Below are 14,737 nucleotides of genomic sequence, written 5' to 3'. Positions count from 1 at the left end.
CTGCTGATAAACAAAAATAGGAGGCAAAAAGATGAAAACCCTCGAAACCAGCCGCCTGCTTCTGCGCAGCCTTACCCTCGATGATGCACCCAGGGTAGAAGAATATGCAAGCGACTATGATGTAGCCAAAACAACACTAAATATTCCCCACCCCTATCCTGAAGGGGGAGCAAGGGAGTTTATTACAAGCATCCTTGAAACAGAGAGAAACGGTAAGATTACGATTTTCGCTATTACGAGAAAAGAGGATAATGGCTTAATAGGACTTATCAATATTACAGGCTCTAATGCAAATAGAAGGGCGGAAGTCGGCTATTGGATCGGCAAGCCTTTCTGGGGAAAAGGTTATGGTACAGAGGCTGCCAGGGCAGTTATTAAGTACGGATTTGAAGAACTGAACCATAACCGCATTTATGCTCTTGCCTTTACAGACAATCCCGGGTCATGGAGAATTATGGAAAAATCGGGGATGAAGCATGAAGGGATTTTGCGCCAGCATGCCATAAGAGATGGAAGGCCGGTGGATTTGACCTACTATGCCATTCTGCGTGAGGAATACACCGGGTAAGGGAGCCGCTGTTTGAATCGCACTCCACAATATGTTTCAATAGAAGCAAATCCTTTTTATCATGGAGGTTCATGTGCGGATCATTGCTTCCCATCCTTTTATTACAGTCAGCAGGAAGATTGACTGGAATCAGCAGCAATACATTGAACAGGAGCTTTTTCTTCACTTATTTGAGGATCACATCCTGTCGCCATCAGAAAAGTTTCTACTTGATGAAGTTTGGGATATGTCATACAGAAATTCCAGCTGCGAATTTGGTTTCCTCTATCTTCATACCAATCGGGGTGTGTTTTCTTTTCAAGTAAAGTCAGAGCCGAGTCACTTTATAAACCTGTATAGAGATCTTAAAAAGTAAAAGCCGGAATTGTCACGAACAACAATTCCGGCTCTATTATTATGCCTGCTCTGTCAGGCGTACAAGCATATGTGCGAGCTTATGCCTTTCTTCATCATCTCCGACTTTCCATAACTCCTTCAGCAGCTGTTCTTCACGGTTTTTTGGCTCCACATTTTCAGCGAGGTAGCCAGCTACTTTTTCGGCTGTTACGGCAAGCTGTTCCTCATTTAATCCCAGCTTTTTTCCAAGCTCAATTCGTTCCGCCAGATAGCTCTTAAATTCATCGAAGCTGCTTAAAATATCTTCTGCTCGTTCATTGGACATCTTGTCCATTGCGTTTTTAATATTTTTGGAATCCAGTTCACCATCTTGTTTGATTACATGTTCTTGTTCATTCATTTTAATAGACCTCCAAAGGATTGTTTTCTTATTAAATATCCTTTTAGAAGGAGAATTAAACTCTTTTAGATTTCACTGGATGGTGTTTCCTGAACAGCTTTCAATTTCCTGAATTTTACTTTTGACATAATAACGCCAATTTCATACAGCCCGATAAGAGGCACGAGGACTAGAACCTGTGAAAATAAGTCTGGCGGTGTGATGAGAGCTGATACAACGGCCATGATCAAATAAGCGTATTTTCGCATTGAACTGAGCATAACTGGGGTGACAACACCAATCGTTGTCAGAAACAATAACAGCAAGGGCACCTCAAACAAAAAACCAAAAGGAATGGTCGACATCAGGAGAAAAGAAAAATACTCCCTGGCCGTGATCATCATCGCAAAATGTGATTCACCCAATAGCATTAAAAACTGATAAATGGCAGGGAAGATAATGAAAAATCCGAAGCCAAGCCCGCCGATAAAGCTGAAAAGAATTGCCGGGAAAAACATTAGAGATACTCTGCTTTCTTTTTGCGTTAATGCAGGCTTCACAAACAGCCAGATCTGATAGGAAATGAAAGGAAGCGAAAGCCCAAGGCTGATGCTTCCTGCAATTCCTGTGTACAGCTTAATGACATCAAGCGGTCCAAGCATAACCAGCTCATGATCGTTTGCGAGCATAGGGATCAGCCGGTTGATGAAAAACAGACATAAGGCAAAGCTGACAACAAAGAAAATCAGAGATCGAATCAGCACTTTTCTCAGGTCTGTTAAATGTTCTACAAGGGTTTGTTCGTCCGTTTTCATTCTAAACCCTCCTGTTAAAGCGGTTTATCCTTCCGGTCAGCCGTTTCAATTGAACGTGTTTTTGAATCAGGTTCATCATCATCGCTCATAATATCTCTGGCTGATTTTTTGAATTCTGATAAGGTCCTTCCAAATGCAGACCCGATCTCAGGAAGCTTTTTAGGACCAAAGATAATTAAGGTGATAACCAGGATGATAATCAATCCGGGTATCCCGATATTTGAAAGCCCCATGATGTTCACTCCTTATTTTAAATTTTCTTATGCAAGCAGTCCGCCTTCTTTGCTGTATTTGATGATTCCTTCAGCAGCACGGTAGGCGAGCGCCCCAACGGTTCCTGTCGGATTATATCCTCCGTTGTGAGCGAATGCGGAGGCACCAACGACAAAGACATTCTCTGCATCCCACATTTGGAGGTAGTTGTTTACGGCTGATGTTTCAGGCTCAGCCCCCATGATGACACCGCCTGTATTGTGTGTCGTCTGATAAGGGACGATATCGTAATGCTCCAGCTGCTGCCGGTCGTTAATTTTTGACGGTCCCATTTCCTTCATGATGTTGTCTGTGATTTTTCCAATATAGTTATAAAGGTTCTTATCCTGTTCCGTGAAATCATATGTCAGACGAAGCAGGGGAAGTCCGTAAGCATCTTTATAAGAAGGATCGAGATCCATGTAATTGTGCTGCACAGGCATGGACGCACCCTGCGTGCCAATGCTTAATGCTCTTGTGAAATACTTGATGGAGTTCTCCTTGAATTTGCTGCCCCATTTCGGTGTGTCAGTCGGAACCATATTATATTGAATTGGCCGGTATCCTGACTGGTTGATAGATATCGAGCCGCCATGGATAAAGCCGAGATCCGAGTGGTCAAAATTGTCTCCATTGTAATCATCCACCGTTGCACCGAGGGCACCGGCACCCATGAATGTGTTAAATTGCTCTTCATCAAAAAAGCCCGCTGACCCGGGAAGGATCTGATAGCAGTAGTTCTTCCCGATCACCCCTGATCCTGTATCAGGATTGTATGGGCGCCCCAATTTGGATGTCAGCAAGAGGCGGGTATTATTCATGACATAGCTGGTCAGAATAACCATTTCAGCCGGCTGAATGAATTCTTCTTTTGTCTGGACATCCACATAGCGCACACCGGTTGCTTTTTTGCCGTCGTGAATAATTTCCGTTACATTCGCAAAGTTCCGGATATCCACATTGCCCGTTTCTTTGGCAAACGGAATAACGGCCACAGTCGGATCAGCCTTTGCTCCATATTCACAGCCGAAGCGTTCGCAAAACGCACAATACTGGCATGCGGCCATTTTGGCGCCATATTGATTCTCATAAGCCTCGCTCATATTGCCCGATGGCATTTGGTAAGGTTTCATCCCCAAAGATTTCGCGGCCTTTTTAAATCTTGCTGTAATAGGTGTTTCCTTCATTGGAGGATTTGGGAACGGGTCCGCTCTTTTTGGCCCAAGCTCCGCTTCTTCTCCGCCAATACCTGCCGCCTTTTCAAATTCGTAAAAATATGGCTCCAATTCATCGTATGTAATACCCCAATCCTGAACTTGAAGACCTTTAATCTTGGCTTCACCATATTTTTTAACCGTCTGTGACTTGATTTCAAAATCATAAGGCAGAAAGCGGAAAGTATGCCCATTCCAGTGAACACCGGACCCGCCTAAGCCTTCGCCCAGCAAAAAGGACCCAAGCTGGCGCATCGGAAGGGCACGTTCCTTCCCATGATTGCGGAACGTAATCGTTTCTTTAGAAAGATCCTGCATTAATTCATAGCGTATTCCATAGCGCAGTTCATCATGGACCACATAGTAGTCCTTGACACCCCGCTCTTTTCCGCGCTCCAAGCCGACAACTTTTAATCCCTGTTTCCCCAGTTCAGCCGCAATGATTCCGCCGGCCCACCCGACTCCTACAACGACTGCATCCGTTTTTGGCAATGTTTTCGCCATGTTTACCACTTCCTTAAAAGATAGTACTATTTCGTATATGAATGAAGACTGTTCGGTTTGATTTTCACGAATTTTTCAGACTCAATCTGATTGATATAGCTCATTTGATGGCCAGGAAAGTCTTTCATTTTCCAGCCTTCCATATTTTTGTTTCCGGCATAGGCAGGATCTGCATAGACACCTTCAATGGTGGCGGCCCGGAGAATATTAAAGAAAGTTCTTGAAGTAACACCCCGGAGCTTCACTTTATCCTCTTCAAAGGCTGTAAGAATTTCATCCTGCTGTTCGCCCTCCAGTTCAGCAAAAGGCTTCTTGAATTTTTCATTGCTGTAAGTCTGCAGGGCAGCAAGTCCGACATCAAATACTTCATGCCGTTTTAAAGGGGACTGGTAACCCTGAAAGTTCGACCCTGGAAAGAATGGACCCTGCATATATTCCCTTGTATTGTTGCCCCATGAGCCAGCAAGCTGATGGTCGATAAAAAATGGAACATCCAAATCATTGGCCCCAGGGCCATTTTCATCCTTTGGATAAATTCTCTCAACGGCTGCCTGCAGGATTCCGAATGTCTCGGGGTTTGTGAAATATAAAGGAGACTGCTGATAGGCAACCTGATCATGCCCGTTTGTATGGGCATTCTCTTCCGTTGCTGTACCGTCTTTATTCATGTTTGCACCAATTAAGCCGCCAAGAATACCGCCTCCTACTAAACCGCCGGCAACTAACCCTGAATTGCGGATGAATCTTCTCCGGGACATGGTTGATTCTTGTTTTTGTTCATGTTCAGACATTTATATGGAAACCTCCTTTTATTTGCCATTATGGAGAAAAATATACTTGTCTAAACAGTTTGATAGGATTATTTTTTGGAATATGGAAAAGAAAAGAGGAGAAAATGGGGTTTTTGTGGCATTAAAAAAGATGCAAACCGATTGGTCTGCACCTTTTTTAAGTCCGAATAACGGACACCCTGGAGATTACGATTTGCATAGGGCCGAACCGATTTTAAATATATCGGTTATAGACGAGAGTGCCTTTCGAACGCTCTGCAAACCCTCCCTGGTTTCTTGCAATGCCAATGACGAACCTTGAAGTCGCTGTTACGCTTTTCATCGTCAACCAGTCCCTTCCGTTTTGTTATTGGCCTTGCATTATTTGTTTACCCCGTGTACTTGTGTTAAAACCTGTTTATTTAAAAAATTGGAGTTTTTTTCTTTAATAGATAAAATGAAAGAAAGGAAGTGAAACACGATGAAAACGAAGAAAGAAATACGTGAGTACATATGGAATTTTCTTGAGGAGAACAAGCTTGGCCGCTTTCCGTTTCCTTTAACAAATAGAATTCCCAATTTCAAAGGAGCTGAAAAAGCGGCTGCATTTGTTTTTACGATGCCTGAGTATAAAGAGGCTAAGGTCATTAAGGTAAATCCTGATTCTCCGCAGCTGCCGGTACGCACCCAAATTCTGAAAGATGGAAAGACATTGCTGGTTCCAACTCCACGGCTGAAAGCAGGCTTTATTATGGTAAAGCCGGAATGGGTACCGCCCGGGGAGGAGCGAAAAGCAGCGAGCCTTAAGCATATTCACTCATACGGAAAAGAAGTTCCCCTCACAGAATTGCCGGAAATTGATTTGTTTTTTGCCGGATCAGTGGGGCTTCACCCGGATGGCCGGCGGGTCGGAAAAGGGGAGGGTTATGCTGATCGGGAGTATGCGATCATCAGGGAACTGGGGAATCCTGAAATCCCTGTGATTGGAACGGTTAACAGCGCCCAGGTGACAGAGGCAGATATCCCGAGGGATCCTTATGATCTGACTGTCGACTGGATTGCCACTGAAAAGGAACTGATCAAAACCAATACGCCCTATCCAAAACCAATCGGGATTCAATGGGATCTTGTAACGGATAAGGAAATGGAAGAGATGCCGGTTTTGCATGAAATATGGGAGATCACAAAAGGAAAAGCAGCCAAGTAATTGACTGCCTTTTAAGCTTTCACTTCGTCCATTTTCTTTAAAACATCATCAATCTTTGCGTGATTTTCAGGGGATTCATCAATATGCTTCCATAATATCTTTCCCTGAGGCGAGAAAAGCCATGTTCCGCCCTGAATGTAGACATCCTGAGTTTTCATGGATTTCATGACAAACTCCTTTTGTTTTTCATCCTTAGGGATAAAGCCGCCGACTTTTCCTGTAATAAACCCAAGTGCTGCTTTTGAAAGAAGCTTCCACTTTGGCATGGTTTTATGTCCCATTCCTCTATAAGCTTCCCGGGAAGGGTCGCCGAGGATCGGAAAAGGGAACGGACCGAGTTGCTCAAGGAATTGACTGATAAAGGTTCCTTTCGAAGGAGCAATGACAATGACTTGAAATTCTTTAGCTTCTACTTCATTTATGCGCTCGCGCAACTGCGCAAGATATTCCCGGCAGACCGGTCAGCCAAGATGGCGGACGAAGACAGCCATTGTGTACTGGCTGCTGATAGCCTTTTCAAGCGTAAAATTTTTATCAGGATGCTGGGTTTCTAAAATATATTCCATGAATATCCCGCCTTTCGGATTTACATCTGATCATACCTAATTCTTTTGAAGGAATAAAGAATTGCGGCTTGCACATAAAAAAACAGGAGTTCGCACTCCTGTTTAGTCCCGGCTCCCCAATATTCCAAAAATGCGAAGGATATTAATGAACAGGTTGATAAAATCAAGGTATAGGTTAAGAGCCATCAAAGGCACTTCTTCCGGTGACACTCCATACTGCTTCATGCGGTTGAAGTCGAATAGCACATATCCGCTGAACACAAGCACTCCGATGAAGGAGAACGCGAGCATCGCGTTAGAGCTTAACGGCCAGATGAGGCTGAAAATTCCAATCGCAATAAGAGCGAGCAATGCCGCCATCAGCATGCCGCCAAGGAAAGATAAGTCCCGCTTCGTTGTCGAAGCATATACAGCTAAGCCAGTGAATACAACCGTGGTCGTTGCAAGTGCTGTTAAAACAGGGTTAGGTCCAATAGCAGCCAGGTAGTGGGCAACAATCGGGTAGGTCGTCATCCCTGAAATAAATGTAAAGACATAAAGGAATGTATACCCAATAGCTTTTTTGCGGCGGAGCAGGAAAGCGAAAAGCAGCATTCCAAGTTCAAGAAGCATTAGCGGCAAAAACAGGGCTGGAGGGATGAAAACACCCGCCATCGTTCCGGCAAATGCAATCCCCAATGATAAGGCAAACGCCCGTAAAACAGAGGGCAAATAACTGTTATTTGCGGTATACTGTACATACATTTCTTCATTTCTCCTCTAAATTCTTTTGTATATGTATATACGACTGAGCTATTAATTAAGTTTCATAAATTATTTTTTTTTAATAGGTCTCTTATTTCAGTTAAAAGCTCAACATTTTTATCCACAGCTGGTGCCGGTGCTGCTTCTTCTTTCTTTTTAAAACGATTGTTGATAATCCTGATAAAGACGAAAATGGAGAATGCCACGATGAAGAAATCCACCACATTCTGTATGAATAAACCGTATTTCACTTGTGCCCCACCGACCTTAACCATAAGATCCGTAAAGTCGACTCCGCCCATCAGCAATCCGACAAGCGGCATAATAATATCATCTACAAGGGAAGATACAATCTTTCCGAAGGCAGCTCCGATTACAACCCCAACTGCCAAATCCAGGACATTTCCCTTTAGAGCGAATTTTTTAAACTCATTCCACATAACAAGTCACCTTTCTTTGAAAAATTACCGTTATTATACTATGAAGAAGGTATGAAAACCAGATAGAGAAAGCACCTATTGACAGAAACAGGCTTTTTCTCTATAGTAACTATGACAATTATATTTCTATTATTCCCGTGTGAGCGGGAGAGGTTCATAGCTTCACCCTCTATAAAAAACTATGGCTTTGATTATAATAATCAACCATATCCATGAGAGGATATGGTTTTATTTTTTTCAAGCTGTAATTTTCGGACCTCTCTTTAGGATCAGCGGGATCATATAAAGGGAGGCTATTTTTATGTCAGGAAGAAAAGATGAGGAATTGACGGATATTACATTATTGGGAAATCAGGGTACTAACTATCTTTTTGAATATGCTCCTGAGATTCTGGAGGCTTTTGATAATAAGCATCCAAACCGCGATTATTTTGTAAAGTTTAATTGCCCAGAGTTTACGAGCCTTTGCCCGAAAACAGGCCAGCCGGATTTTGCAACCATCTATATCAGCTATATTCCGGATCAAAAGATGGTAGAGAGCAAGTCATTGAAGCTATATCTTTTCAGCTTCAGAAATCACGGCGATTTCCATGAGGACTGCATGAATATCATTATGAATGATCTTATCGAATTAATGGATCCACGCTATATTGAGGTTTGGGGCAAGTTCACTCCTCGTGGAGGAATCTCCATCGATCCGTATTGCAATTACGGAAAGCCGGGGACGAAATATGAAAAAATGGCCGATTACCGCTTGATGAACCATGATCTATATCCGGAGACGATTGACAATCGTTAAGAACATAGCTTGCTTAAAGTTCATTTTTAAAATAATATCAAAAAAGGCAGAGGAATCTGCTTTTTTTGTTGCAGAAAAAATACATAAGTGGGATTATATTTAGGGAATATTCTGTATTTTAATAGAGCAGTACAATAATAAAGCTCTGAAAGGGGACATAATGAAGAAAAGCATACATAAAAAAGATCCTCGCTTTAAAGTAGCAGAGAAAGAAGCGTGGATTGGCATTGGTCTCGTACTCTTTAATTTTATTTGGTGGTATGGGTTTGCCTATGGGTTGGGGTCAGAGCCTGCCGATGAGTATATATTCATCATGGGGCTGCCTGCCTGGTTTTTCTGGAGCTGTGTAGCGGGTTTTGTTGTGATGGTGATACTGGTATCAGCAGCTGTGAAATTCCTGTTTAAGGAAGTTCCGTTCGAAGAAAACGGAGAAGGGGAGAATCCGAATGAACTGGCAGGTTATTGCTCCTCTTATCTTCTTTTTAGTCATTATTTTTCTGGTGGGCTTATGGTCCAGCAGAAAGATTGATACCGGCAGTTCGTTTCTGCAGGATTATTTTCTTGGAGGAAGGCAGCTGGGCGGTTTTATTCTGGCCATGACCATGATTGCCACATACGGAAGTGCCAGCAGCTTCATTGGAGGTCCCGGTGTTGCATACACACAGGGGCTTGGCTGGGTACTGCTTGCCATGTCGCAAGTTGTTACCGGTTATTTCGTCCTCATGGTACTGGGGAAAAAGTTTGCGATAATAGCAAGAAAGTATAATGCTGTCACACTCATCGATTTTCTGAAAGAAAGATATAACAGCAAATGGGTTGTCTGGCTATCTTCTCTCAGCATCATAATCTTCCTGTTTTCCGCCATGGCTGCCCAATGGGTTGGCGGAGCAAGATTAATTGAATCACTGACAGGATTAAGCTATTTATCGGCTTTATTCATTTTTGCCGCTTCTGTCATGGTCTACGTTGTCATAGGCGGCTTCCGTGCTGTTGCCGTAACGGATGCTGTCCAGGGCGGAATTATGTTCATCGGCACTATGATCCTGCTGGTTGCTGTTATTGTGGCAGGTGGAGGAATACCAAATATTATCAGCGATCTGTCTTCAGAAAACCCGAATCTGATTACTCCGTTTGGCTTTGATGGCGGATTGACCCCTTTATATGTATCCTCATTCTGGATTCTGGTTGGAGTGGGGGTTGTAGGTCTTCCTCAGGTTGCAGTAAGGGCCATGTCCTATAAAAATGCCAGAGCCATGCATAGGGCCATTATCATCGGAACAATAGTGGTCGGCTTTATCATGCTTGGCATGCATTTAATTGGCGTGTTTGCACGGCCGATTCTTCCGGGGATTGAAGTAGGGGATAAAGTTATGCCGATGATTGCCATGGAAGTCCTTCCGCCATGGCTTGCGGGAATTGTGCTGGCTGCACCGATGGCTGCCATCATGTCAACCGTGGATTCCCTGCTTCTTCTGGTCAGCTCGGCGATTGTTAAAGATGTGTATATTAATTACATTAAACCTGATGCTGAAGAAAGCACGGTTAAGAAAATGAGTTTTGCCGTCACAGCCCTGCTGGGGGTTCTGGTGTGCATCATGGCGCTCAGTCCGCCCGATTTGCTGATCTGGCTGAATCTCTTTTCTTTTGGAGGACTGGAAGCAGCATTCATATGGCCTGTTGTTCTGGGTCTTTATTGGGCGAAGGGAAATAAATATGGTGCGGTGGCCTCCATGATAACCGGAACGGCTTCCTATATTTTATTCCACACTTTTTATCCCAATGCTTTAGGCATGAATACAGTCGTATTGCCTATTGCTTTATCACTGGCCGCATATATAGCTGTAAGTCTATTTACCGAAAAAACAGCACCTGCAGCAGCAGAAATTTAATCAAGAGGCTCCGGAGAGGTATTCCGGGGCCTTTCGTATTAACCGGCAAAGTGCCTATAGATCAGGCCCTCGTCACTATAATCAAACGTTTGATTGAAGCAGGAGAAGAGTCATATATAAAGGAAAAGGGAGGAAACATGGGTTTTTGTAAAAAAATGAGCATATTGATAGGTTTGTAGAAACTATCCCTATTTGTTACACTTAATTAGTTGAAACGTAATTGTAACATTTGACTTTAAATGGAAATGTTTTTTAACATTAGGGAGAATATAATGAAAAATTTTATAAATATGATTATGATTGCCATGCTGTCATCCGTTATAGCAGGCTGTTCCAGTGAAATAAATGCATCTTTAAATACAGAAGAAATAAAACTTGAAAAAGAAGATAAAGTGGAAGCAGAAGATAATATATCAGTACAAGAGGCTGGAAAAGATAAAAAAGATACCGTTTGGCTTGAACGCAAGTCACTATTCCAAATTGACGCAACAGACGGAATTATGAAGTATACAGTTTACCTTTTTCGGAAGACGAACGAAGAACCATTCTGGAAGAGGACAGTGCAAAAGGAAAGAAAGGCGATTCCTATTTTACAGGACATTATTCAGTATACCTGGCTTTGAAGGGGTCAAAAGAGGCGTATAAACAAGCAGCTCTAAACGACAGTTCTGAAATGTCCTTTAATCCTTCAAAGGAACAGGTTTACACTCAGAAAATGAGGAACAAAACCATCATCTCGATCTTTCAGTCCAAGGGGGAAAACTTAGTCAAGGGCCAGCTGCTGGCGATTAAGGACGGAGAAGTGCAAAGAATCAGTACGGAAAAAGACATGACCACTACCTCCAAAGCGAAAATAAAAACCATTAATCAAAAGTATCTTCAAACTGCCCAAAAAAAGAGTGATGGATGGGTTATTTCAACATGGCTTTTTAATGAGGAAGCCCATTCAATGAGCCTGCACGACCAAATCGAGCTTTCAGAAGAAGATCATTCTGATATCGACTGGATGAACCTGTGGCTGAAAAAGGAAGCCCTTTACTATCCTTTTAAAAACCTCGCACTCAGTGGGGATGCCATTGAGAAAGCAAAACAGGGAATCCCCTCGGAAGTCCATTTCCGATTGGCACAAACATATCTGAAATAAAAAAGTCAGATCCAAACTTTGTTGAAGAGGGGTTTGAAGGCGGCAGCCCTTTTGTGATGTATCCTGAAATTACCTATTATTATGAACGGGAAACGGGGAACGTAACAGCTATTTCCATTCCTGGACAGCGGGTGAGAACGTCAATGGACGAGATTACCGCCATGTTTGGCACTCCAGCGGAGGTCAGGGAAGAGAAGCTGTCAGGTGAAACCATCTCCACCTACCCGGCAGATAAATATTCCATCGATATGATTTCTGATTTAGAAGGAAACGTTAGTGAAATCGTATTAAAGAAAATAAAAAATCATGCGGGTCAATGACCGCATGATTTTTTATAGTCACGAAAGGGCGCTTTCGCTTTAAAAGGCCCAGTCACCTTTTCTGAATACAGGTTCAGCGCTGCCGTCTTCAGTGATTCCGTCGATATCCATTTCAGCGGAACCGATCATGAAATCAACATGTGTTAAGCTTTCGTTCAAGCCGTTTTCACCCAGTTCTTCACTGGACATTTTCTTGCCGCCTTCAATACAGAATGCATACGCACTGCCAATGGCAAGGTGGTTTGAAGCATTTTCATCAAATAAAGTATTATAGAAAAGCAGATTGGACTTGGAAATTGGCGAGTTGAAAGGAACCAGTGCCACTTCACCAAGGTAGTGGGAGCCTTCATCTGTCTCAACCAGCTGCTTAAGGATTTCTTCTCCTTCTTCTGCTTTCACATCGACAATGCGGCCGTTTTCAAATGTCAGGCTGAAGTTATCGATGATGTTTCCGCCATAGCTTAGAGGCTTTGTGCTGGAAACTGTACCGTTCACACCTGTCTTGTATGGTACTGTGAACACTTCTTCAGTCGGCATGTTCGCCATGAATTCGTGCCCCTGTTCATTCACACTGCCTGCTCCGACCCATAAATGGCCTTTTGGAAGCTCGATTGTCAGGTCTGTGCCTAGAGCTTTATAGTGAAGCTTCTGATATCGCTTGCTGTTTAAGTAATCCACTTTTTCATGAAGTGTTTCATCATGCTTTTTCCAGGCTTCAACCGGGTTATCCAGGTCAGCGCGAGTGGCTTTGAAAATAGCGTCCCAAAGCATTTCCACTCTGGATTCCTCCGGAGCTTCAGGGAATACCATGTTTGCCCATGCTTGAGAAGGAGCTGCGATAACTGTCCAGCTCACTTTATCGGATTGGATGAATTTGCGGTATTTTGCAAGCGCCTGTCCGGCTGCTTTCTGGAAGCTTGCGATTCGCTCTGATTTCACGCCTTTCAGCAAATCAGGGCTTGCTGAAACGATTGACATGAATGCCGCACCCTTTTCAGCTAAATCTTCGACTTCCTTTGCACGCCATTCCGGGTATTCCGAGAAAGACTCGTCCGGTGCCAAATCGTACTTTGTGCGTGTGACCGCATCATCGCTCCAGTTCACAACAACGTTATGAGCTCCTGCTTCATATGCCTTTTTCACAATAGTGCGAACCAGTTCAGCTGAATCAAGTGTTGTGTTAATAACCAGTGTCTGACCCTTTTGTACATTTACGCCGACCTTCACTGCAAGCTCTGCGTATTTCTCTAAATTCGTTTGAAATTGACTCATTATGTATTCTCCTTTTGTCAGAATCTTCATTTTCATTGTAGCGGTTCTGTCCGGAAAAAGAAACCTATTGAACTCAAAATCATGCTGCAGAACTTCCGGGCTCCATCTCCGGGCGGAGGAAAATAGAAACAGCCAAACCCTGGTAAGGCTTGGCTGTCTCTATTAATATACAAAAATCATTAAAATGGTCGTAACAATGCCCACCCATATGGCCAGCAATGCACAGTAGCCCATAATATGGCGGATATGAAGGCCAACTACACTTAAAATTGGAAGTGCCCAGAATGGCTGGATCAAGTTCGTCCAGGCATCACCCCAGCCCACCGCCATAGCCGTAATGGCAGGATCCACACCCAGCTGCAGACCGGCAGGAACTTGAAGCGGCCCCTGTAAAGCCCACTGCCCGCCGCCTGAAGGGGCAAGAATGTTGACGATGCCGGCTGCCCAATAGGTGAAAATATCGAAGGTGTCTTTACTGGCTATGGACGCCATTCCATTGATTATGGACTCTGCCAACCCGGAGCTGCTAAGGACAGCGATAATACCGGCGTAAAACGGGAATTGCAGAATGATAGGGGAAATGGCAGAACCCGCTTCTTTAAAAGCGTTGGCGTACTGTACGAGCGATTTATGGAGAATAAGGCCTAACGATAGAAAAGTAATATTGATAATATTTAAGTCAAGGTCACGCCCGTTTATGAACTCGATAATAACATAGATTAACCCGATTAATCCGGTAATGATTCCGAGAAAAGGTGTTCGTTCAAGCTTTCCGGCGGGCGTTTTTAAAACCTCATCCGGTTCAGCTTCCTGCTTGAGTTCCTTAGGGGGAACGTATGAGATAATGCCCTTTTTTGGTGCCATCAGCACGATGAAAATCGGCATTGTAACAACAAGAGCAATTAAAATGGCAATTGTTCCTGGATGAAAGATCGTCTCCGAAGTAGGAATCACCCCAGCAATATCCTCCAGAAAGTGCCCCTTGGTCGCAACAGTCAAACCAATTGAACTCGATAAGCCGGCTGTATATAGAGCAGTGGGTGCATACGCTGCAGCCACTAATAGAGGGAAGTGTGCGTTCTGATTTCTTTTTCCGACTTCACGGGCAATAATGGCGCCAACGACAACCGCAAGGCCCCAGTTAATATAATAAGCAGCAGAAGAAACGAGAAAAGTCAGTACGTAGGCCTGATTGGCTGTCTTCGCTTTGGAGGAAAGCTTTTCAAGTATACGCTGTACAGAAGGAACAGAAGCAAGTGCCATGCCTGTCATCAAGAGAAGCACCATTTGCATGGTAAAAGCAAGGTATACCCAGAAGCCGTCACCAAATGATTTAAACAGCTGGGCAGGTTCAGAAGGCTTCATGAAAAATCCGGCTATGAATACAAACAGAGTCATTAGTACAGCAATGACAAAGGCGTCAGGGAGATACCTTTCCACAAACTTGGAGAAACGGTCTGCCATTCTGGTTAACATCCTGTCACACTCCTTTCAGTATTAGTACATGCTATGGAGAGG

Annotated in this window: 18 protein-coding genes, 2 pseudogenes and 1 riboswitch; of the genes and pseudogenes, 10 read left to right on the top strand and 10 right to left on the bottom strand. The window is 43.5% G+C overall.

Annotation, left to right across the window (positions count from 1 at the left end):
- Positions 1-31: 31 nt before the first annotated feature.
- Both LLY41_RS18850 and LLY41_RS18845 read left to right on the top strand, forming a co-directional pair.
- Positions 32-568 carry a GNAT family N-acetyltransferase gene (locus tag LLY41_RS18850; protein WP_304586151.1) on the top strand — a complete coding sequence of 179 codons (537 nt, stop codon included), beginning with the start codon at positions 32-34 and terminating at the stop codon, positions 566-568.
- Positions 569-641: 73 nt separating this feature from the next.
- Positions 642-923 (top strand): hypothetical protein, encoded by a 282-nt coding sequence (locus LLY41_RS18845; RefSeq protein WP_095244367.1) that lies wholly within the window; start codon positions 642-644, stop codon positions 921-923.
- 39 nt (positions 924-962) lie between these two features.
- On the opposite strand, the gene LLY41_RS18840 is transcribed toward LLY41_RS18845, so the two are convergent.
- The 5 genes from LLY41_RS18840 to LLY41_RS18820 all read right to left on the bottom strand — a co-directional run bounded on the left by LLY41_RS18840 (position 963) and on the right by LLY41_RS18820 (position 4,859).
- Complete coding sequence (locus LLY41_RS18840) at positions 963-1,304, bottom strand: DUF3243 domain-containing protein (protein ID WP_095244368.1); 342 nt, start codon at positions 1,302-1,304, stop codon at positions 963-965.
- Between the two features lie 65 nt (positions 1,305-1,369).
- Complete coding sequence (gene tatC, locus LLY41_RS18835; protein WP_304586150.1) at positions 1,370-2,098, bottom strand: twin-arginine translocase subunit TatC; 729 nt, start codon at positions 2,096-2,098, stop codon at positions 1,370-1,372.
- Between the two features lie 14 nt (positions 2,099-2,112).
- Positions 2,113-2,331, bottom strand: a complete 219-nt coding sequence (tatA, locus tag LLY41_RS18830) for a twin-arginine translocase TatA/TatE family subunit (RefSeq protein ID WP_095244370.1) — start codon at positions 2,329-2,331, stop codon at positions 2,113-2,115.
- Between the two features lie 27 nt (positions 2,332-2,358).
- Positions 2,359-4,068: a GMC family oxidoreductase gene (locus LLY41_RS18825; RefSeq protein WP_304586148.1), complete on the bottom strand. Its 1,710-nt coding sequence runs from the start codon at positions 4,066-4,068 to the stop codon at positions 2,359-2,361.
- A 26-nt stretch (positions 4,069-4,094) separates the two neighbouring features.
- Positions 4,095-4,859, bottom strand: a complete 765-nt coding sequence (locus tag LLY41_RS18820) for a gluconate 2-dehydrogenase subunit 3 family protein (RefSeq protein ID WP_048010514.1) — start codon at positions 4,857-4,859, stop codon at positions 4,095-4,097.
- A gap of 46 nt (positions 4,860-4,905) precedes the next feature.
- Here LLY41_RS18820 and LLY41_RS18815 point away from each other — a divergent pair, with 46 nt between their 5' ends.
- Together LLY41_RS18815 and LLY41_RS18810 are read left to right on the top strand one after the other, a co-directional pair.
- Positions 4,906-5,160: a hypothetical protein gene (locus LLY41_RS18815; RefSeq protein ID WP_304586147.1), complete on the top strand. Its 255-nt coding sequence runs from the start codon at positions 4,906-4,908 to the stop codon at positions 5,158-5,160.
- Between the two features lie 159 nt (positions 5,161-5,319).
- Positions 5,320-6,045 (top strand): 5-formyltetrahydrofolate cyclo-ligase, encoded by a 726-nt coding sequence (locus tag LLY41_RS18810; protein ID WP_095244372.1) that lies wholly within the window; start codon positions 5,320-5,322, stop codon positions 6,043-6,045.
- 11 nt (positions 6,046-6,056) lie between these two features.
- On the opposite strand, the pseudogene LLY41_RS18805 reads toward LLY41_RS18810, so the two are convergent.
- The 3 genes and pseudogenes from LLY41_RS18805 to mscL form a co-directional block, all read right to left on the bottom strand.
- Positions 6,057-6,494, bottom strand: a pseudogene (locus tag LLY41_RS18805) (AhpC/TSA family protein); the annotation flags it as partial.
- Positions 6,495-6,713: 219 nt separating this feature from the next.
- On the bottom strand, positions 6,714-7,355 hold the full coding sequence (locus LLY41_RS18800; protein WP_095244374.1) for a Bax inhibitor-1/YccA family protein: 642 nt from the start codon (positions 7,353-7,355) through the stop codon (positions 6,714-6,716).
- Between the two features lie 62 nt (positions 7,356-7,417).
- Entirely contained in the window at positions 7,418-7,795 is a 378-nt protein-coding gene (gene mscL / locus LLY41_RS18795) for a large conductance mechanosensitive channel protein MscL (RefSeq protein ID WP_095244375.1), read from the bottom strand.
- 143 nt (positions 7,796-7,938) lie between these two features.
- Positions 7,939-7,984: riboswitch (PreQ1 riboswitch) on the top strand.
- 112 nt (positions 7,985-8,096) lie between these two features.
- Between mscL and queF the strand changes: the two genes are divergently transcribed.
- From queF to LLY41_RS18765, 6 genes and pseudogenes are all read left to right on the top strand, one after another.
- A complete protein-coding gene (gene queF / locus LLY41_RS18790) occupies positions 8,097-8,594 on the top strand; it encodes a preQ(1) synthase (protein WP_061792266.1) in 498 nt (165 codons plus the stop codon).
- A 160-nt stretch (positions 8,595-8,754) separates the two neighbouring features.
- Positions 8,755-9,030, top strand: a pseudogene (locus tag LLY41_RS18785) (YhdT family protein); the annotation flags it as partial.
- 10 nt (positions 9,031-9,040) lie between these two features.
- Entirely contained in the window at positions 9,041-10,483 is a 1,443-nt protein-coding gene (gene panF / locus LLY41_RS18780) for a sodium/pantothenate symporter (protein ID WP_304586144.1), read from the top strand.
- A gap of 272 nt (positions 10,484-10,755) precedes the next feature.
- Complete coding sequence (locus LLY41_RS18775) at positions 10,756-11,106, top strand: hypothetical protein (RefSeq protein WP_304586142.1); 351 nt, start codon at positions 10,756-10,758, stop codon at positions 11,104-11,106.
- The gene (locus LLY41_RS18770; protein WP_304586141.1) at positions 11,103-11,627 is read left to right on the top strand and encodes a hypothetical protein; all 525 of its coding nucleotides are present in this window, start codon (positions 11,103-11,105) and stop codon (positions 11,625-11,627) included. The genes LLY41_RS18775 and LLY41_RS18770 overlap by 4 nt, the downstream gene beginning before the upstream one ends.
- Positions 11,628-11,680: 53 nt before the next feature.
- Entirely contained in the window at positions 11,681-11,947 is a 267-nt protein-coding gene (locus LLY41_RS18765) for a hypothetical protein (RefSeq protein ID WP_304586140.1), read from the top strand.
- 39 nt (positions 11,948-11,986) lie between these two features.
- Here the strand turns inward: LLY41_RS18765 and LLY41_RS18760 are convergent, their stop codons facing one another.
- Together LLY41_RS18760 and LLY41_RS18755 are read right to left on the bottom strand one after the other, a co-directional pair.
- Entirely contained in the window at positions 11,987-13,219 is a 1,233-nt protein-coding gene (locus LLY41_RS18760; protein WP_304586139.1) for an aminopeptidase, read from the bottom strand.
- A gap of 162 nt (positions 13,220-13,381) precedes the next feature.
- On the bottom strand, positions 13,382-14,695 hold the full coding sequence (locus tag LLY41_RS18755; RefSeq protein WP_304586137.1) for a short-chain fatty acid transporter: 1,314 nt from the start codon (positions 14,693-14,695) through the stop codon (positions 13,382-13,384).
- Positions 14,696-14,737: the final 42 nt, after the last annotated feature.

The organism is Cytobacillus firmus (genome assembly GCF_023612095.1).
In the GTDB taxonomy this organism is placed as follows: domain Bacteria; phylum Bacillota; class Bacilli; order Bacillales; family Cytobacillaceae; genus Cytobacillus.
The sequence above is the reverse complement of the archived record's forward strand: the minus strand, read 5'-3'. Positions and strand labels throughout refer to the sequence as shown.

Excerpts from the sequence above, each read along its gene's own strand:
- LLY41_RS18810 (WP_095244372.1), top strand. The coding sequence starts at position 5,320 with ATGAAAACGAAGAAAGAAATACGTGAGTACATATGGAATTTTCTTGAG.
- tatA (WP_095244370.1), bottom strand. The coding sequence starts at position 2,331 with ATGGGGCTTTCAAATATCGGGATACCCGGATTGATTATCATCCTGGTT.
- LLY41_RS18820 (WP_048010514.1), bottom strand. The coding sequence starts at position 4,859 with ATGTCTGAACATGAACAAAAACAAGAATCAACCATGTCCCGGAGAAGA.
- LLY41_RS18840 (WP_095244368.1), bottom strand. The coding sequence starts at position 1,304 with ATGAATGAACAAGAACATGTAATCAAACAAGATGGTGAACTGGATTCC.
- LLY41_RS18755 (WP_304586137.1), bottom strand. The coding sequence starts at position 14,695 with ATGTTAACCAGAATGGCAGACCGTTTCTCCAAGTTTGTGGAAAGGTAT.
- LLY41_RS18825 (WP_304586148.1), bottom strand. The coding sequence starts at position 4,068 with ATGGCGAAAACATTGCCAAAAACGGATGCAGTCGTTGTAGGAGTCGGG.
- LLY41_RS18800 (WP_095244374.1), bottom strand. The coding sequence starts at position 7,355 with ATGTATGTACAGTATACCGCAAATAACAGTTATTTGCCCTCTGTTTTA.
- queF (WP_061792266.1), top strand. The coding sequence starts at position 8,097 with ATGTCAGGAAGAAAAGATGAGGAATTGACGGATATTACATTATTGGGA.
- mscL (WP_095244375.1), bottom strand. The coding sequence starts at position 7,795 with ATGTGGAATGAGTTTAAAAAATTCGCTCTAAAGGGAAATGTCCTGGAT.
- tatC (WP_304586150.1), bottom strand. The coding sequence starts at position 2,098 with ATGAAAACGGACGAACAAACCCTTGTAGAACATTTAACAGACCTGAGA.
- LLY41_RS18760 (WP_304586139.1), bottom strand. The coding sequence starts at position 13,219 with ATGAGTCAATTTCAAACGAATTTAGAGAAATACGCAGAGCTTGCAGTG.
- LLY41_RS18850 (WP_304586151.1), top strand. The coding sequence starts at position 32 with ATGAAAACCCTCGAAACCAGCCGCCTGCTTCTGCGCAGCCTTACCCTC.
- panF (WP_304586144.1), top strand. The coding sequence starts at position 9,041 with ATGAACTGGCAGGTTATTGCTCCTCTTATCTTCTTTTTAGTCATTATT.
- LLY41_RS18775 (WP_304586142.1), top strand. The coding sequence starts at position 10,756 with ATGAAAAATTTTATAAATATGATTATGATTGCCATGCTGTCATCCGTT.